This window comes from Bacillus sp. 491mf, from assembly GCF_900112415.1.
GTDB lineage: Bacteria > Bacillota > Bacilli > Bacillales > Bacillaceae_G > Bacillus_A.
Genome location: NZ_FOLV01000007.1, coordinates 46068 through 64816, shown reverse-complemented (window position 1 = coordinate 64816; position 18749 = coordinate 46068). Strand labels below are relative to the sequence as shown.

General features: G+C 36.6%; 19 protein-coding genes, 1 pseudogene and 2 other annotated features. Of the genes and pseudogenes, 7 read left to right on the top strand and 13 right to left on the bottom strand.

All coding sequences use genetic code 11. The features are described from left to right. Positions 1 to 21: 21 nt before the first annotated feature. Both BM211_RS09430 and zapA read right to left on the bottom strand, forming a co-directional pair. On the bottom strand, positions 22 to 561 hold the full coding sequence (locus tag BM211_RS09430) for a CvpA family protein (RefSeq protein WP_035431688.1): 540 nt from the start codon (positions 559 to 561) through the stop codon (positions 22 to 24). A 1-nt stretch (position 562) separates the two neighbouring features. Further along, positions 563 to 832, bottom strand: a complete 270-nt coding sequence (zapA, locus tag BM211_RS09425; protein WP_035431690.1) for a cell division protein ZapA — start codon at positions 830 to 832, stop codon at positions 563 to 565. A gap of 124 nt (positions 833 to 956) precedes the next feature. On the opposite strand from zapA, the gene rnhC reads away from it, so the two are divergent. Continuing rightward, positions 957 to 1895, top strand: coding sequence for a ribonuclease HIII (gene rnhC, locus BM211_RS09420; protein ID WP_141771616.1), 939 nt, complete (start codon positions 957 to 959; stop codon positions 1893 to 1895). Between the two features lie 330 nt (positions 1896 to 2225). Here rnhC and BM211_RS09415 read toward each other — a convergent pair whose 3' ends face one another. From BM211_RS09415 to BM211_RS09385, 7 genes are all read right to left on the bottom strand, one after another. After that, the gene (locus BM211_RS09415) at positions 2226 to 2819 is read right to left on the bottom strand and encodes a hypothetical protein (protein WP_035431694.1); all 594 of its coding nucleotides are present in this window, start codon (positions 2817 to 2819) and stop codon (positions 2226 to 2228) included. 2 nt (positions 2820 to 2821) lie between these two features. Continuing rightward, positions 2822 to 4213, bottom strand: coding sequence for an asparagine--tRNA ligase (gene asnS / locus BM211_RS09410; protein ID WP_035431695.1), 1392 nt, complete (start codon positions 4211 to 4213; stop codon positions 2822 to 2824). Between the two features lie 50 nt (positions 4214 to 4263). Then, positions 4264 to 4517, bottom strand: a binding site (T-box leader). A gap of 67 nt (positions 4518 to 4584) precedes the next feature. Further along, entirely contained in the window at positions 4585 to 5619 is a 1035-nt protein-coding gene (locus tag BM211_RS09405) for a DUF4179 domain-containing protein (RefSeq protein ID WP_035431696.1), read from the bottom strand. After that, positions 5609 to 6139 carry a sigma-70 family RNA polymerase sigma factor gene (locus BM211_RS09400; protein ID WP_035431698.1) on the bottom strand — a complete coding sequence of 177 codons (531 nt, stop codon included), beginning with the start codon at positions 6137 to 6139 and terminating at the stop codon, positions 5609 to 5611. Before BM211_RS09400 ends, BM211_RS09405 begins: the two co-directional genes overlap by 11 nt. Before the next feature lie 168 nt (positions 6140 to 6307). Then, on the bottom strand, positions 6308 to 8728 hold the full coding sequence (pheT, locus tag BM211_RS09395; protein ID WP_035431700.1) for a phenylalanine--tRNA ligase subunit beta: 2421 nt from the start codon (positions 8726 to 8728) through the stop codon (positions 6308 to 6310). Positions 8729 to 8746: 18 nt separating this feature from the next. Further along, positions 8747 to 9781 (bottom strand): phenylalanine--tRNA ligase subunit alpha, encoded by a 1035-nt coding sequence (gene pheS / locus BM211_RS09390; protein WP_035431702.1) that lies wholly within the window; start codon positions 9779 to 9781, stop codon positions 8747 to 8749. Positions 9782 to 9825: 44 nt separating this feature from the next. Next, positions 9826 to 10054: a binding site (T-box leader), on the bottom strand. Positions 10055 to 10088: 34 nt separating this feature from the next. Beyond that, the gene (locus tag BM211_RS09385) at positions 10089 to 10853 is read right to left on the bottom strand and encodes a TrmH family RNA methyltransferase (protein ID WP_035431704.1); all 765 of its coding nucleotides are present in this window, start codon (positions 10851 to 10853) and stop codon (positions 10089 to 10091) included. A 114-nt stretch (positions 10854 to 10967) separates the two neighbouring features. Here BM211_RS09385 and sspI point away from each other — a divergent pair, with 114 nt between their 5' ends. Beyond that, complete coding sequence (gene sspI / locus BM211_RS09380; RefSeq protein WP_035431706.1) at positions 10968 to 11177, top strand: small acid-soluble spore protein SspI; 210 nt, start codon at positions 10968 to 10970, stop codon at positions 11175 to 11177. Between the two features lie 254 nt (positions 11178 to 11431). Here the strand turns inward: sspI and BM211_RS09375 are convergent, their stop codons facing one another. Then, positions 11432 to 11743, bottom strand: a complete 312-nt coding sequence (locus BM211_RS09375; protein ID WP_090996610.1) for a hypothetical protein — start codon at positions 11741 to 11743, stop codon at positions 11432 to 11434. 368 nt (positions 11744 to 12111) lie between these two features. Between BM211_RS09375 and BM211_RS27410 the strand changes: the two are divergent. Beyond that, a pseudogene (locus BM211_RS27410) lies at positions 12112 to 12215 on the top strand (IS3 family transposase); the annotation flags it as partial. Positions 12216 to 12346: 131 nt separating this feature from the next. Here BM211_RS27410 and BM211_RS09370 read toward each other — a convergent pair. Next, positions 12347 to 12589 carry a hypothetical protein gene (locus tag BM211_RS09370; protein WP_141771614.1) on the bottom strand — a complete coding sequence of 81 codons (243 nt, stop codon included), beginning with the start codon at positions 12587 to 12589 and terminating at the stop codon, positions 12347 to 12349. Positions 12590 to 13087: 498 nt separating this feature from the next. On the opposite strand from BM211_RS09370, the gene BM211_RS09365 reads away from it, so the two are divergent. The 3 genes from BM211_RS09365 (at position 13088) to BM211_RS09355 (ending at position 15287) form a co-directional block, all read left to right on the top strand. Then, the gene (locus BM211_RS09365) at positions 13088 to 13660 is read left to right on the top strand and encodes an HD domain-containing protein (RefSeq protein WP_035431713.1); all 573 of its coding nucleotides are present in this window, start codon (positions 13088 to 13090) and stop codon (positions 13658 to 13660) included. Between the two features lie 150 nt (positions 13661 to 13810). After that, entirely contained in the window at positions 13811 to 14527 is a 717-nt protein-coding gene (locus BM211_RS09360) for a CPBP family intramembrane glutamic endopeptidase (protein WP_035431715.1), read from the top strand. Positions 14528 to 14579: 52 nt separating this feature from the next. Then, entirely contained in the window at positions 14580 to 15287 is a 708-nt protein-coding gene (locus BM211_RS09355; RefSeq protein WP_035431717.1) for a CPBP family intramembrane glutamic endopeptidase, read from the top strand. Between the two features lie 90 nt (positions 15288 to 15377). Here BM211_RS09355 and BM211_RS09350 read toward each other — a convergent pair whose 3' ends face one another. Both BM211_RS09350 and BM211_RS09345 read right to left on the bottom strand, forming a co-directional pair. Continuing rightward, a complete protein-coding gene (locus tag BM211_RS09350) occupies positions 15378 to 17165 on the bottom strand; it encodes a DHA2 family efflux MFS transporter permease subunit (RefSeq protein ID WP_090996606.1) in 1788 nt (595 codons plus the stop codon). 14 nt (positions 17166 to 17179) lie between these two features. After that, positions 17180 to 17833, bottom strand: coding sequence for an HlyD family secretion protein (locus BM211_RS09345; RefSeq protein ID WP_090996603.1), 654 nt, complete (start codon positions 17831 to 17833; stop codon positions 17180 to 17182). Positions 17834 to 18130: 297 nt separating this feature from the next. Between BM211_RS09345 and BM211_RS09340 the strand changes: the two genes are divergently transcribed. Then, positions 18131 to 18748 (top strand): TetR/AcrR family transcriptional regulator, encoded by a 618-nt coding sequence (locus BM211_RS09340; protein WP_035431723.1) that lies wholly within the window; start codon positions 18131 to 18133, stop codon positions 18746 to 18748. Position 18749 lies beyond the last annotated feature (1 nt).

The following is an 18749-nucleotide window of genomic DNA, read 5'->3' as shown; positions in this document are numbered from 1 at the left end:
TCTCTTTCTAAAAAAGAGAAGTTATACTTTGCTGCCTGTCTGCCATAATTCCTTAACTTTTTCAGAAAGAATTGGTGTATCATCTACAATTACTTTGCTTATTGATGATTGATTCAACGAAGTTTGTACTTGTTCAATTGGAAGTATCGTACCAACTACAATTAATACGAACAATATAATATACACTTCTAAAAAGCCTAAAATCGCTCCGCCTAGTGCATTGACCTGTCTCAAAACAGGAATTTCTGTAAACATATTTAAAAGTTGTCCAAGTAACGTGAACGCGATTTTTGTAACAATAAATAATGCGATAAACGCAATGGCTTGGTAAAACACTGTTTCTATGCTATTTGCATCGATCCAATTCGGCACATTTACTTCTTGCTTAAATGGATACGGAATAATCTTTTGCAATGCAGGTGCTAAATCTTTGCAATACCAATATGCCACAAGATAAGCGACAATAAAACTTACTAATTTTACAAGTTGCAGGACTAATCCTCTTCTTAGACCAAGAAGAAATCCCATCACAAGCAATAAAATGATAATTATATCAACCATGTTATTCCATTCCTTTTTGACTCATTCTTTCTTTCAACTTTTCATTTTCTTCTTTTAATTTTATATAATCATGCACGACATTGACTGCTGTCAACACCGCCAATCGGTTTGTGTCAAGCGAAGGATTCTTAGCATTCAGTTCGCGCATTTTATCATCCACAATCGCCGCGACAATGCGTATATGACTTGTACTTTCATCGCCAACAACTGAATATTGTTGGCCGTAAATTTCTACATTAATTCGACTTCGATTTTCCTTTTGTTGTGACAACTTACTGTCCTCCAATCCCATACAGAATCCTAAAGATTATCATACCATGAAAAAACATCATATGGAAACAGAAACAACAATTCGATATGATAAAAATATAAATAATGAAAAAGGAGCAACCATTTTGTCAAATTCTATTGTTATTCAAGTAAGCCTTGCGGTTATAGAAGACATGAAAACAAAGTACGCGCAAGCCGTGCAACCAAAAGTTCCTCAAGGCGGTATCTTCATGGCGAAGATTCCATCTTGCACAATTACAGCCTATAAATCTGGAAAAGTCATGTTTCAAGGTGGCCGTGCAGTGGAAGAAGCGGGTCAGTGGCAGACAAATGCTGCACCGCCAAAAAATTCTGTCAAGAGAAGTGTAGATCACCATGCCTACGCACCACCAGCGTCTATCAGTGCCATGTCTATTCTCGGTTCAGACGAAGTCGGAACCGGAGACTATTTTGGACCGATGACAGTTGTTGCGGTATACGTCGATGCAACGCAAATTCCATTATTAAAAGAACTAGGCGTCAAAGACTCAAAAGGCTTAAACGATACACAAATTTGTGAAATTGCAAAACAACTACTAGCAGTTGTCCCATACAGCTCTCTCGTTTTGCATAACGAAAAATATAACGACATGTTTGAAAAAGGCTACAATCAAGGACACCTAAAAGCATTGCTTCATAATAAAGCTATTACAAACTTATTGGCGAAAATCGCACCAACGAAACCAGAAGGCATCTTAATTGATCAGTTCACACAGCCGGCTACATATTATAAATATTTAGCCAAACAAAAAAATGTTCAGCGTGAAAATGTCTATTTCGCTACAAAAGGCGAAAGCATACATATCGCCGTTGCAGCAGCTTCCATTTTAGCTCGCTATTCATTCGTGAAACAATTTGATGAGCTAAGCAAAAAAGCAGGTATGCCACTTCCGAAAGGCGCTGGGAAACAAGTCGATATCGCAGCCGCGAAATTAATTCAAAAGCTTGGGAAAGAAAGATTACCTGAGTTTGTGAAATTACATTTTGCAAATACAGAAAAAGCGTTTCGATTGTTGAAGAAATAGTTATTTCTCAGTATGGACAGGATGTATATAGACTAAACAAGGGGCTCACTCAATATATCAGCGCTTTTTCCGATATATCGGCGCTTCGACACAGTTTAAAGTGAAACTTCTATCAGTGACGCTTTTCTCACTGATGGAAAGCTCTCACCAATCGGGCTTTTACAGGCAGTTTTCTTCCCTGCTCTTCTCTAGGTTTTCCTGCCCGTTAATGCGGGATAAAGACCATTCGACAATACTCAACATGAAAGTAGCTGAGCTACTGAACTGGATCATACTAAAATGTGCACGAGCTGACTAAAAAGTAAACTTTAGTCAGCTCATCTGTTTTTACTACTCTATTTTAAACGTCTCTGCAACTTTTTTTGAGGCTTCTTTCAAATCATAAAACTCAACACGTTCTTTCTCTGGCGTATCCTTGTGCCCAATTACAACTTCTCCGTCATCTTCTATCCAAACAAAGTATTTTCCAATTGATCCATCACTATAATCAATAGACATATTGTAATGAATAGCCGATTTAGCTTCTTTATCTAATGAGAGTGTTTTCGGTTCATCGCCGTTTTCCTCAAGTCCAACTTGCTCCATCGCTGATACAAGCTGCTTTATATCATCTGCTTTTTTCAATACTTTCGTGCCTTTTGTTTTCGTAGATGTTAGCTGAATTTCCTTTACTTCTTTCCCTTGAAACGTAACAACCGCTGCCTCTTGTGATGTTGGAACTACTTTTTCTTGTTTCTCTTTTTCCTTTCCACACGCACTTAAACTGATTAGCATGATCGCTAAGAAACACATCATTCTTTTTTTCACAAATTCAGCTCCTTTCTCTTCTACGTAATGTTTCTCTTTATTACGCATCTCTCCCTGCTCAAAAAAAGAAAAAGGTATATCAATCAGCTTAATCGCTGTTGATATACCTTTTTTCAATCTTAAAACTCCGCAGAACCTGGTGTTCTTGGGAATGGAATTACGTCACGAATATTCGCCATACCAGTGATGTACATTAAGAAACGTTCGAAACCTAAACCAAATCCAGCATGTTTTGTACCGCCGTATTTTCTAAGCTCTAAGTACCACCAGTAGTCTTCTTCATTCATGCCTAGCTCTTTAATTCTGTCTACTAAAAGATCCATTCTTTCTTCACGTTGACTTCCGCCGATTAATTCGCCGATGCCAGGAACAAGTAAGTCTGTTGCAGCTACTGTTTTGCCATCTTCGTTTAAGCGCATGTAGAACGCTTTAATATCTTTTGGATAGTCTGTTACGAATACAGGACGTTTGAATACTTCTTCTGATAAGTATCTTTCGTGCTCCGTTTGTAAATCAATTCCCCATTCTACTGGGTATTTGAATTCTGCACCAGATTTTTGAAGCACTTCAATTGCTTCTGTGTACGTGATGCGTCCGAAATCAGAGTTGATTACGTTATTCATGCGCTCTAGAACTGTTTTATCAACAAAGCTGTTGAAGAATTCCATTTCTTCTGGTGCATGCTCTAATACGTATTTCATTGCATATTTCAGCATATCTTCTGTCAAATTCATTACATCTTCTAATTCAGCAAATGCAATCTCAGGCTCAAGCATCCAGAACTCAGCAGCGTGGCGAGTTGTGTTAGAGTTTTCAGCACGGAATGTCGGGCCAAATGTGTATACATCACGGAATGCTAATGCATATGCTTCCGCATTCAACTGTCCACTTACTGTTAAGTTTGTTTCTTTGCCGAAGAAGTCTTTTGAGTCGTCTACTTGTCCATCTTCACCTTTTGGTACATTGTTCATATCATGCGTTGTTACGCGGAACATTTCACCTGCACCTTCAGTATCACTTCCTGTAATAATTGGTGTATGAACGTGTACAAAGCCGCGCTCTTGGAAGAATTGATGAAGCGCAAATGCTGCGATAGAACGTACGCGGAACGTTGCTGAGAATGCATTCGTTCTTGGACGTAAATGAGCGATTGTACGTAAATATTCAAACGTGTGACGTTTCTTTTGTAATGGGTAATCAGAATCTGATAATCCCTCGATTTCGATTTTGTTCGCTTTAATTTCAAACGGCTGCTTTGCAGTTGGCGTCGCGATTAACGTTCCCTCTACTTTAACAGATGAGCTTAATGGAAGCTTCGTAATTTCAGCAAAGTTATCTAATTCCGTATCGAAAACGATTTGAACGCTTTTAAAGAAGCTACCGTCGTTTAATTCGATAAAACCAAATACTTTTGAATCACGTAAGTTACGGATCCAACCTGATACTTGTACTTTTTGGTCTACATACTTATCAGTTTCTCTATACAGACTTTTTACTAATGTGTTTTCCATGTTGAAATTCTCCTTTACATATATTTAAATACAAAAAAACCTTCCATCCATAAAGGGACGAAAGGTTAAACTTCGCGGTACCACCCAATTTGTCATAAAGACCAACTCTAACTCGTATGTATTACACATACTTCCCGGTTTGTAACAGGCCGGATTCCCGTCTAAGTCTACTCTTGAATACACAATTCAATTTCGGTTAGCAACTCCAAGGTGTTCTTCACATATACCGCCTCATCAGGCTCGCACCGTCCCTGACTCGCTTTGGATTATAGTATATACTACTTTTCCTTATCATCGTCATTTTATTTGTTAAACTAAAATTAATGTACTACATTCCTTTGAAAGATGCAAGTTGTCCCTTGTATTGTACTTTATTTTTTAACTAACTCTACTTCTCCAAACTTCTTCATTTGGAGCTTCAATGTATTCGCTTTGTCATAAGAAGTAATCGGGAAATTAACATGGACAGTCGTTTTGTCATTTTTAACATCCATGCTATACCCTTTTGATTTATATTCTTTTCCTGTTTCATCTATAATTTTCATATTCATAAAAGTATTTTCATCTTCTACTACTTCATTAACTGAAAACGTTAGATTAAGCGAAGTTGGATTTGTCTTCGCAGATATAATTTGTATGTTAGACGTTGTTTCTGCTGACTTATATTCAACCGTTGATGTTGTTCCTTCTTTCATTTTAGCGCTGATCGGTAAATTCCATATTCCATCAATTTTTTTCAGTTCATCATTCTCATAAAAAACGTTGACGCTCTCAACTTCTAACACCGCATCTGTCAGTTTAGGAATCGCTCCTTGATTCGATTCAAATACTACATCATATTGCACCTTTCCGTTCTTTCCGTCTATAGATGGATTTTTATCTTCTGCTTTAGACATATATATGTTTTTACCTTTCAAAGGCTTTGTATCTGGAATAGACTCCATAATATATTCACCAGCACCATTTTTTAATCGATAATCAAAAGACACTTCTTTTACTTTTTTCTTGAATATACTTGTATCGTCAAATACCAATTGAAAACTAAATCCTAATTTATTCGTGTCCGCAAAATAACGGTCAAGTGCTACTGTAATCCCTTTATCAATAGCCGTACTATTGCTTTTTTGTGTAAACCCTTCATCAACCGCCCGCTCAATTCCTTTATCATTAAAATGAAATAATTTATTTATATTAGCTCGCACATGCTCATTTGTAAAAACACCACCAGCTATCACAACACAACAAGCCGCGACTGCAAATTTTCTCCATATTACATTTCTTTTCTTTTTCTTCGATTGCATGCGTATCACATCATAGGAACGATCTAAAGACTTTCTAACAATACCAGGCATTTCTTTTTCTTCATGTAGCAAATGCTGAAATTCCTTTTCGAAATTATTTTTCATTTACGCTCGCTCCTTCACCACTGTAATAATGATTACGTAATATCGATTTGGCTCTAGAAAGTCTTGATTTAATCGTTCCTTCCGGTTCTTTTAAAAACACACTCATTTCTTTTATACTAAGCCCAACAATGTAATATAAAACAATTGCTACTTTATAATCCTTCTTTAAACTATTTAACGCGTCTTCTAGTTCTATTTTCAAAAATTCATTTTTGTCTTGTTTCTGTTCAATGTGCCCTTCTACTAACGTAATTTTTTGTCTTTTGTTTAATATGCCGTTACATGTATTAATTAATATTTTACAAATCCATGTATTAAAGTACTCTTCATTTTTAAGTGTATGTATTTTCTCATAAGCCACCGTGATTGCTTCTTGCATCGCATCTGCGACATCCTCATCTTTCTGTAACAATCTACTTGCGACTTTGTACAGCACATCTTCATAGCGCTGCACAAGAGAAACAAAAGCTTCTCCATCACCCTTTTTCGCCTTTTTCACCAAGGCCTCTAGCTTCCCCATGTCAGAACCCCCTGTTAACTAATTTCAATATACGCTTGTTTTCATGTTCTTTACACCCTATTAGATACTAAAAACCAGTATTTGGTTGCATCCATTTTTTCTTTTCATAAAAAAAGAGGATCATCACTCTTATTACGAGTGACAATCCTCTCTTTCACATATAAAAAATTATTTACGTAACTCCGCACCAAATTTCTCTTCTACCGCTGCTAATACACGGCTATGCGCTTCTGTTACTTCTTCATCTGTTAATGTACGTTCTGGGTCGACGTAGTTCATAGAGAATGCAAGTGATTTCTTGCCTTCTTCCATTTTTTCACCTTCGTATAAGTCGAATAATGTTACTTCTTTTAGAAGCTCTCCGCCCGCTTCGCTAATGACTTGCTTCATTTCGCCAGCTTTTACTTCTTTCGTTACAACAACGGCCATATCGCGTGTCATAGATGGGAAACGCGGGATTGTTGTGTAGTAAGTATCTTCTGCACGAGCAGCAAATACTTTTACTAGAGATAATTCGAATACAAATGTATCTTTTACATCTAATTGTTTTTGCGCTTCTGGGTGTAATTGACCGATGAAGCCAATTACTTCTCCGTCTAGTAAGATATCGGCTGTACGTCCTGGGTGCATGCCTTCACGTTTTGCAGGAGCATATGTGATGCTGCTTGCAACGCCAAGTACATCGAATAATCCTTCTAATACACCTTTTACAACGAAGAAGTCTACAACTTTCTTCTCACCTTGCCATGCATGATGAAGAGCAAGACCTGTCATAACGCCAGCAAGATGTTGTTCTTCTTTTGGAAGCTTATCTTCTGCTGTTGGTAAGAAGATAGAACCTACTTCATATAATGCAACACTGTCGTTTTTACGAGCATTGTTATATGAAACTGCTTCTAGCAATTGTGGTATTAAGCTTAAACGAAGCTGGCTGCGTTCCTCACTCATTGGAAGTGCAAGGTTTACAGGAGCTTTTTCGTTCGGCTCAACCATATATTGTTTCGCTTTATCAGCGCTTGTCAATGAATACGTAATCGCTTCATATAAACCAGCACCTTCTAGGTAGCGACGTACTTTACGACGTTTTGCTTGCGCTACTGTTAATTTACCACGCGTCATTGTTCCTGCTGGTAATGTAACTGGAATATGATCATAACCATACAGACGACCTACTTCTTCTACTAAATCTTCTGCAATTGTAATGTCAGGACGACGTGCTGGTACGTTTACATGGAATGTTCCTTCTACTTCTGTGAATGGGAACTTCAAGTTTGTAAAGATTGTACCCATTTCACTTGCAGAGATCTCTGTACCTAATACTCGATTTACTTTTTCAGCTGTAACTGATACTGTACGTTCTTGTACTTGTAAGTTATCAACTTCTACTACACCTTCAAGCGCTTCGCCACCAGCGTATTTTGCCATTAAAGCAGCTGCATGTTGAATTGCTTCGAATGTACGTGTTGGGTCGATTCCTTTTTCGAAACGTGCACTTGATTCACTGCGAAGACCTAAGTCTTTTGATGCGCGGCGCACCGTTTGACCTTCGAAGTATGCAGATTCGATTAGAACGTTTACTGTATCGTTATCAACTTCAGATTCAGCTCCGCCCATTACACCAGCAACAGCTAATGCTTTTGTGCCGTTTGTAATCGCAAGATGATGCGCTTGTAATGTACGTTCTTGATCGTCTAATGTTTGAATCTTTTCGCCTTCTTTTGCAAGACGAACAACGATTTCTTTTGAACCTAATTTATCGTAGTCAAATGCATGTAATGGTTGACCGTATTCAATTAAAATGTAGTTTGTAATGTCAACTACGTTGCTAATCGGGCGAATGCCAGCTGCCATAAGACGCGTTTGCATCCACATTGGTGATGGACCAACCTTTACGTTTTTCACCATTTTTGCCATGTATAATGGGTTTTGTTCTGTTGCTTCTACACTTACAGAAATATAATCAGATGTTTTTTCTGCCGCTTCTTGTAAGTTTGCTGCTGGAAGTTTCACTTCAAGGCCATAAATTGCTGCTACTTCATACGCAACGCCTAACATGTTTAAGCAATCCGCACGGTTCGGCGTTAATCCTAATTCAAGTACTTCATCATGTAAATTTAAGATTTCAAGTGCATCTGCACCAACTTCCACATCACTTGGGAAAATGAAAATACCTTCTGCATAGTCTTTTGCAACTAATTTCCCATCAACGCCAAGCTCTTGTAAGGAACAAACCATACCGTGAGAAGCTTCACCGCGTAGCTTTGCTTTTTTAATTTTGAAGTTACCAGGAAGAACAGCACCAACTTTTGCAACTGGTACTTTTAAACCTTTTGCAATATTAGGAGCACCGCAAATGATTTGTACTGGCTCTTCTTCGCCGATGTCGATTAAACATTTGCTTAACTTATCAGCTTCCGGGTGTTTTTCGCACTCTAATACGTGACCAACGACAACACCTTTTACGCCTTTATTTAATACTTCCACGCCTTCTACTTCAATACCACTTTTCGTGATTTTATCTGCTAATTCTTGTGCCGTTACATCTTTAATATCTACATACTCTTGTAACCAACGATATGATACGAACATATTTATCCTCTCCTTCCCTTACGCTCGTTTGAATTGTTGTAAGAAACGTACATCATTTGTATAGAAATGACGAATGTCATCAACGCCGTATTTTAACATTGCAATACGCTCTGCACCCATACCGAATGCGAAACCTTGATATTCTTTTGAATCATAGCCTGCCATTTCAAGTACGTTCGGATGAACCATACCAGCACCTAAAATTTCAATCCAGCCAGTCCCTTTACAAGTACCGCAACCTTTCCCGTGACACATCATACAAGAAATATCCATCTCAACAGATGGTTCTGTGAATGGGAAGAAACTTGGACGAAGACGGATTTCACGATCTTCACCGAACATTTTTTTCACGAATACTTCTAATGTACCTTTTAAGTCACTCATGCGAATGTTTTTGTCGATTACAAGGCCTTCAATTTGCATGAACTGATGTGAATGCGTTGCATCGTCATCATCACGGCGATACACTTTACCAGGGCAAATAATTTTAATTGGGCCTTTTTCTTTATTATTTTCCATTGTTCTTGCTTGCACAGAAGATGTATGTGTACGTAGTAATGTTTCTTCTGTAATGTAGAAAGTGTCTTGCATATCACGCGCTGGGTGATCTTTCGGTAAGTTTAATGCTTCGAAGTTATAGTAGTCTTTCTCTACCTCTGTTCCTTCTGCAACTTCATATCCCATACCGATAAACACATCTTCAATCTGTTCAACAACCGCTGTTAACGGATGGTGACAACCTGTTTCTACAAGGCGACCTGGTAATGTAACATCAATAGTTTCAGATGCTAATTTTGCTTCAATTACTGTTTTTTCTAAATGATTAACTTTTTCTTCTAAACGCGTTTGAATTGCCTCGCGCACTTCATTTACTAAAGCTCCCATAAGCGGGCGCTCTTCTGGAGATAATTTCCCCATGCCGCGCAGTACTTCTGTAATCGGACCTTTTTTTCCTAAATACGCAACGCGTACATCGTTTAAGCCCTTTAGCTCTTTCGCTTCTTCAATCAGCTCTAACGCTTTTTGCTTTAGCTCTTTTAAACGTGCTTCCATTTGGAACCCTCCTAATGATAAAAATAAAAAAACCTCGCTCCCTAAAAAGGGACGAGGTAAATTCGCGGTACCACCCTAAATTGACAGAACGAGTCTGCCCACTTAATTCGTTATAACGGCTTTTTCAACCGGAACGCCTTTACATTTACATGGTCCTGGCGTCAACTCCAGAGGTGAATTCACTTCCGTCTACCATAAGAATGCTTTCAGTCTATGGCACTCTCTCCCTATATGGCGATTTTGCAAGTTACTCTTCTCTATCATCGTTTTTTAAACTATTTCACTTCCACCTATTATAAGAAGTTTTTTATCGATTCGCAACCGGAGTTTGCAAATAATACGTTAAAATACCTGCTGCAACCGCAACATTTAATGATTCTGCTCCTCCGTAAATCGGAATATATAAGTTTTGCTTACATTTCGCAAGAAGCTCTTGGCGAACACCGTTTCCTTCGTTACCTACAATTAATGCAAAACTTCCTGTCGGTGCTACTTCACCGTATGGAACACCATTTTCAAGTGCTGTTCCGTATACAGGAACGTTATTTTCAGTTAACTTGTCTACCCATTCTTCTAAGTTTCCTTTTACAATCGGTAAATGGAATACAGAACCTTGCGTAGAACGTAGTACTTTACTGTTATATACATCGACACATCCTTCTCCAAGGATAACAGCATCAAGTCCAGCTGCATCTGCGGTACGAATGATTGTCCCTAAATTCCCTGGGTCTTGCAGGCCGTCTAATAGTAGAAACTTCCCATTTGTAAGAGCAATTTCTTTTTCATGTTTCTCACAAACCGCAAATACTCCTTGTGTCGTTTCTGTTTCACATAACAATTTTACAACCGCTTCAGACAAAATATACATTTCTACATCATCAACCGTCCAATCTTTCGGAAGATCCGTCTGATCTGAGACGATTAACTCTGTTACAACGCCTGCTTTTAAAGCTTCCTCAACTAAATGGAATCCTTCTACAAAAAATAATCCTTTTTTATCGCGCTCTTTTTTCGTCTGCAGCTTCTTCCACTGCTTTACGCGCGGATTTTGTACTGAATCAATGTTTTTCATTCTATGCATTCCCTCTCTTCTTGTCTTCTCATTATAGCCTATTTTTCATACATATTTACATAAAAAAGAACAAAAACTAACGTCAGTTTCCATTCCTAAAAAGAGGTGAAAGCGATGAACTTTAATTTACGCGGTGCTGTATTAGCAAACATAGCTGGAAATACACAAGACCAATTACAAGAAACAATTGTCGATGCGATTCAAAGCGGAGAAGAAAAAATGCTTCCAGGACTTGGTGTGTTATTCGAAGTGATTTGGAAAAATGCTGATGATAGTGAAAAGCATGAGATGTTAGCGACGCTAGAGCAAGGTGTAAAAAAATAAGCAGGGGTAAAACAGATATAAAAAACCCTTTTTTAGGGGAGGACGAGAGCTTCTGGCCGTGCATAGTAGCGGCCAGGGCCTTTTTCTGCCACGGGCGAGGTTTAAAACAAAAAGAGCAAACAAGTACGGGGCATGTTGTATTTTACATAGCAGCGACTTATTTGTTAAAAAATTCAAACGCTCAGAAGTCTGAGCGTTTTTTGGCGAAATATTTTACTATTCTTTTTGAACTATAGTTTAAAGGTATTTGCATGCTACGGAGCAAATTCAATTTGACCCGTCACCAATAAGAAAATCGCGATTATCCAAAATATAAAGAAAGAAGAGGAGAGGATTAAAGATATTATAGGAACTACATTTTTCTCTGTTTTCTTCGCTATCCCGATTATAGAAAGTATGATACCTATTCCCGTAAGAAAAAATGTTATATAATCTCCAACTAAACTTCCGATATTCGCTATTCTTGTCGGTGTTACAAAAACGATAAAAAAACAAATAATTCCAATAACCAAAGAAAGATAACTAATTATACCGTTCTTCTTTGGAATAACTATTTCATTTTCCAAACAAACACAACATTTCCAAATAAATGTAATTTAATTTTAACATAATTATTTAATTGATTAGTCAAAACAGAACGTTTTTTTCGAACTAATCAGTTAATTAAAACCAAACTTCTTTTTCGAGAGACGAAAGCTTCTGGCTATGCGTAGAAGCGGTCAGGGCCTTTTTCTGCCACGGGCGAGGTTTAAAACAGAGGGAGCATGCATGTGTGAACTGTACCTCGAATCATGGAAATTTTTTTCGTCCACAATTCGGGGGTTTTGTGCATTTTTATAAGCAATCCGATTTTTTTATATCCAGTTACGTTAAATTCGTGGAGTATTCCCAAAACGACTAGCCAGAACTCACACCTAAAAAAGTGCAACGCATTATGAAGGAATTTGAAAGTGTAGATCAATCAAGAAAGAACTAATGAAATATATAGATTACTACAATCACAAACGAATTAAGGCAAAATTAAAAGGCCTGAACTAAGTAACAATACCGAGTTCAGACCTTAACCGCCGCATAATCAAATAACCCGTCTAACTTTATGGGTTCACTTCAAAAAGCCTTAAGGAGAAAAACGAAGGCTTTTTGATATATCTATACACTTATTAGTTTATTTATTTTTGAAAGTTTTTAATATCCGGATTAAAAATACGAACAGTCTGAAGAAGGTTATCTACAATGTCTTGTTGTTGAGCTGTTAGTGTACCACCATCAGTGAATACTGTAACACAGATTGGACAAGCTTCAATATGAATTCCTAATAGGTCAATAGCAAGCCCACCAGGTACATTCAGAGTGAGAATAGGTGTTGAACCCGCAGGAGGAGTGCAGGTTTCACAGTTAGTTAAAAGAGCCATAAAGTCAAATCCTTTCTTTATAGGGGTACCATATATATATGACCAAATATGGCTATGTGAAATAGACATTTATACAATTCTTGATCATTCTGTTAAAATATCTCCAAAGTTGGGCATGATTTCTGTACCAGTAGGATTTTTGATACCTCGCTCTATATTATGAGTTTTTTATCTCTTCTATCAACCCTAACGACATGGTCTTCTCTAGCAAATACTAGATTCTCTTTTCCTATCCGAAATAAAATTAATAGTGTGAAATACAACTCACAATACAATTCCTCTTCCAAGTAAACCTGGAACATACGTATATTATATCGGCGTTTTTTGGGAGCAAGGCGATGCTGGTTATATTCAAGTAAAAGTAGAATAAAAATTTCCCTATTACATCACTAATTACTTTACTAACACAATATGATGAAGTAAAATGTTCAAAATATACTTATGGCTATCTATTCGTTTTCATCATATACATCAATGAACAAAAGGAGTGAATGCTTTATGCGCCGTATCACGCTTGAACAAATTTTCCAACACCATATTACACAAAAGTATGTAAACCGTTCTGGAATGGTCCATGCGATTGCCGTCGCTTATCATGCGTTTCACTTAGCAAAAAAGCATCACGCCTCAGTCGACGCGGCAACAAAGGCTGGCTTTCTTCATGATATCGGACATCATACATGGTATCGTGATGGGGAATGGGACTATGAATTATATAAAAAGAATGATATACACGCCATTAAAGGAGCAGAAAGAGCTCATAAATTGCTAATCCGATTAGGAGAACATCCAAAACAAGCAAAGGAAATTTCTGTTGCCATTCTCCTGCACACTGATTCTTTTCTACTAGAACAATCACTTGAGAGAACACCTCTCCAAAATATTATTAAATGGGCAGACGAAGCCGATGAAGAACCGGGCGGGGCACATCACTACCGAGCAATCTCTTATGAAAAAGCACTGCAAGCAATCAAGCGATTAGATAAGATGGTAGATCGTGAATTACAAGTCCAACAATCAACATCCTCTGCTCATATTTCTACCAATGAAAAAGCGGAGCAAATATGTTAATCAATAACAGAACAAAAATCACCTTAGTAAAAGCTAAGGTGATTTTCACTTTAATCACAAAATTTCAAACTATTATGTAACATTAACTTATGGTACATTTTATCTAAATATGTATAATTTTATATATAAATAATAGAGAGGATTCGATATATGCAACATTCTATACAACTTACATATGATCAAAAACATTCCTTATCATGGGGAAAATTCATCGGTTCTGTTTTATTTGCCTTTTTTGGGGCAAAGATCATAAGTGACTTATTTATAAGTCTTCCATTTATGATTTATAGCGAAGGCATTTCTGATAAAAAAACAAGCGCCCTATATAGCTCACTTGGAGCAACCGGAGGTGCTTTATTACAACTGCTCATTTTATTATTGTTTATTTTTAAATACGAACCTATGAAAGAACTGTTATTACCTGCTTTAAATTTCCAAGCACTCCAGAAAGTTCGCACATATGTATACTTATTTCTTTTCTTTGTGTTTAGTATTACGATTAATATATTTATAATTTCTAAGATATTTCCTCATGCAACGCAGGAACAAGATGTAGCTTTAAACTTAAATACTTTAAAACAATATAAAACTCTACTAATTTTAGAAGGTGCGATTTTCGTCCCTATTATTGAAGAACTTATTTTCCGTGGAGTCATTCTTCAATTTTTCCAGCAACGTTTTCCATTTTTGATAGCAGCAATTGGATCCAGTTTCATCTTCGGAATCGCCCATACATATTCTTTAGGTGTTATGGCCAGCGCTTTTATGACGGGGATATTTATGGCTGTATTATATAAAAAAACAAATTCTATTATTCCTGCTATATTATTTCATATGATGAATAATATGCTCGCGTTTTTAACATAAACAAGGGATACACAAAGTCAAATTACTACTACTACTAGAAAGGAGCAAGACTTTGCAAACACATATACAAATAGAACAGCAAACGAAAACATCTTGGCTTGAATTTTTTGGAATCCTGTTAATGATCATTCTCGTTATTCCAATGATTAATGGAGTTTTCACTATACTCCCTATCGAGTTATATAAATATGTTCGCCCAAATACACATACTCCTCTACTTGAATCACTTGAAAGTATTAGTTATGAATTCATAGCCCTATTCTTTTTAATGCTATATATCGCAAAGTATAAACCACTTAAAACTCTAGTATTACCAGCGATTGATTTTCAATGTTTAAAATCTTTTCGTACGTATATATACATACTCCTTTATTACGCTATCGGTATTTTTATCGACCTTGTTATACTAGATAAAATTTTCCCTAATTCGGTACAAGAGCAAGTAGATGCATTAAATTTTGCTACGTTAGAACAGTACAAATTCTTACTAATTCTTACAGTTGGATTACTTGCACCTATTAAAGAAGAACTAATATGCAGAGGCATACTTTTACGTTTCTTTGGAGAGAAATTCACATTTTGGCCAGCTGCTATCATTTCGAGTTTATTATTCGGTATCGCTCATACGTATTCAGTTGGAATTATGGTGGGCGCCTTTATTACTGGTCTCTTTGCTTCTTTATTATATAAACAAACGAACTCTATCGTTCCCGCTATTCTGCTTCACATCACAATTAATACATGTTCTTTCTTGTACTAAATGAACCGCCATTATGATTGCATAATGGCGGTTTATTTCTATCAATTATCCATATTTTTTTATAATATCCAAAAGAAAAAAGCAGAGAAATTAATTCCCTGCTTTTCGATTTGGCTTATTACCTGATGGTAAGAATAGTGATAATACCCAAGCAATACCCGCTAATATTGTTGCAATTAAGAATGCGTCATTAATACCGTTAATCGCAGACAGCTTCGAAATTTGTCCGAATAATAGTTGCGTGCTCATCACATCTCCAGCTTGTGCTGATCCAGCAACCGCTGCTAAGTTTTGTCCCATTCCATGTACCTTATCAACTAAAATTGGATTTGTTTTCGTTAGCATATTTCCGTAATCTGCGACGTGATTTGTTGTTTGCTGCGTCATAATTGTAATTAAGATCGCTGTACCGATTGAACCTGCTACTTGTCTTGATGTATTTTGCGTTGCAGTACCGTGAGAAATTAACTTCATTGGCAGTGCGTTCATACCCGCTGTCATAATTGGCATCATAATGAATGCCATACCAAATGAACGTATAATATAATCCGTCATAATGACGCTATATGGTGTATCCATTGTTAACTTAGTAAATTCATATGTTGCAAATGTCGTAAGAGCCAATCCAAATATCGCTAATGGACGAATACCATATTTATCAAATAACTTTCCTGCAATTGGTCCCATGATCCCCATAATTAATGATCCTGGAAGAAGCAATAAACCTGACTCAATTGGCGTAAAGCCGCGAATATTTTGCAGATATACAGGAAGTAATAACATACCTCCAAAGAGTGCCATCGTTACAATTGCGTTAATTAATAATGTGAAAGTAAACGTTGGATATTTAAATACTTGTAAATCAAGCATCTTATTATCCGTCGTCATCTCTCTCCAAATAAAGAACGCTATCCCAATTACACCAATGATAAGTGAAATCACAACTTCCACACTGCTCCAACCCTTATTTCCGGCTTCACTAAATCCATACAGTAAGCTACCAAGCCCAATACTTGAACTAATAACGCCAAATATGTCTAACTTTGTTTTAGAAACTGGCTGAGCTAGTGTAAAGAATTTTACAGATAGGAATGTGACAAATAAACCAATGACAAACATCGCGTAGAAAATTAAGTTCCAATTGTAATTTTGAATAACCCAACCTGTTATAGTTGGTCCAATAGCTGGTGCTAAAATCATCGCTACCCCAAGTAACCCCATCGCTGCTCCGCGCTTATGAGGCGGGAATAAAGTCATGAAAATATTCATACCAACTGGCATTAAAATCCCTGCTCCAACTGCTTGCGTCACGCGTCCTGTCATCATCATCGTGAAGCTTCCAGATACAGCACAAATAATAGAACCTACTGTAAAGAACAACATCGCTGCTACAAATAGTTTACGATACGTAAACCGTGAAACTAAAAACGCACTAATTGGCACTAAAATACCATTTACAAGCATAAATCCTGTTGTTAACCATTGTGCCGTTGAAGTGGATACGTTAAATTCATTCATTAATGCTGGCAAAGCAACATTAATGACTGTTTGGTTTAAAATTGACACGAACATACCGAGAATTAATACTGCTACAACTGCTTTTACATTTACATTTTCTACTGGCAATTGCTTTTTTGGTTCTTTTTTGGGTTCTTCTTTTGTAATTTTCGGTATTTCTTGTTCTACTACTTCTTTTTTTGGTGTTTCTAATTCCACAACATTTGAAACTTCTTGTTCTGGTTGCTTTGCTTCTATCTTACTTACGGCTGGGACTTTTTCTTCTCCCGCGTTCGTTTTTTTCTTTCTTAAAAGACGATTTACAAGGAAGAAGACGACAATACAAAATAATGCATATCCTACAATTAAAGTTGAGGACATTTTATCTTCCCCCCTTACTTATGAATACGAACTGTCACATTCATTCCAGGAACAATATTTACTGATTTGCTATGATCTAAAGAAACTTTAACTGGTACAACTTGTGTTACTTTTGTATAGTTTGCTGTTGCATTGCTTGATGGTAGCATAGAGAACGTATTCGCTGTTGTTAAACCAACTTGTTCTACTTTTCCTGTTAACGTTGTATCAGGATATGCATCTACATACACGTCTACTTCTTGACCTTTGTGTACACTATCAATATCTGTTTCTTCAATATTTGCTGTTACCCATAAATCATTCATATCATATGCATACGCAATTGGACTACCTGCTCCAACAAAAGCATTTGTTGTTGCATTTGATTGAACAACAGTTGCATTTTTCGGAATTGTTACATCCACTGTTTGCTCACCGTTTGGTCCCACTATAGAAACAGTACCTAATTTATCGTTTTCATTGTAATTCTTACCTGCTTCAGCTTTCCATTCTGTTAACTTCCCTGCTACTGGTGATGCGATTGGAATTATTTTTCCATCAATTTTTGCATTTTCTGTTTTTAAATAATTTTGAGATTGATTGTAATAGTAATAACCGCCAACACCACCACCAACTAATACAATTAACGTGATAATATTGATAATTATTATTCTTCGAAACTGATTCATTGCTTTCCTCTCCTTATATCGCATATAATTTTTTTCTAAACTATTTCATATCCCTTTTGTTTATATTCATTAATTGTTAATTATATTAACCATTAATGAAAAAAATCACACCTTTTTGCATGACAAAACCGTTTTTGTCCACATGCAAGTGGTGCTGTTTTCTAAAGGAATATCGTTTATAATTATAAATAATTATTTTGAATCTACAACCAACAATTTGGATATGTATGTTGTTTAACCGACACTTTACTAAACATCTGTTGGTTAAATGAATAAAATTCAGCAAGGAGAGTGAAAATGTCTATTAAAAACTCAAACGATCCACGCGTAAAACGAACGAGACAAGCAATTCGTGATGCTCTTATATCTTTAATACACGAAAAAGGTTTCGATAGCATTACAGTTCAAGATATTGCTGAAAAGGCAACTGTCAACCGTGCAACTTTTTATAGCCATTATTATGACAAATATGACCTTCTAGACAAAAGCACCGAAGAAATGCTAACCACATTTGCAGACATTCTCAAACCGAAAGAATTAAATAAGAGTGAGTTTCAACTTACCCTCGATACTCCTCATCCTGTCTTTCTTTCTTTGTTTAATCATATTGCTGAGAATGCTTTCTTTTATCAAGTGATGCTTGGCGAGAACGGGATTCCGAAGTTTTCCTCTCGAATGATGAAAGCCATTCAAACGAATTTGCTTCTTAGTCTTTCTATTTCACAACCAAACGAAGATCAGTTAGTTGTACCGCGTGACATCCTTATTAGTTATGTAACAGGTGCACATTTAGGAATGATCATTTCATGGCTAAGACAAAATATGCCATATACACCTCATTATATGGCCTTGCAGCTAGCTCGTTTAATTATTTTAGGTCCATTTACAGCAGCTGGATTAAAGGGGTCATTTTAAT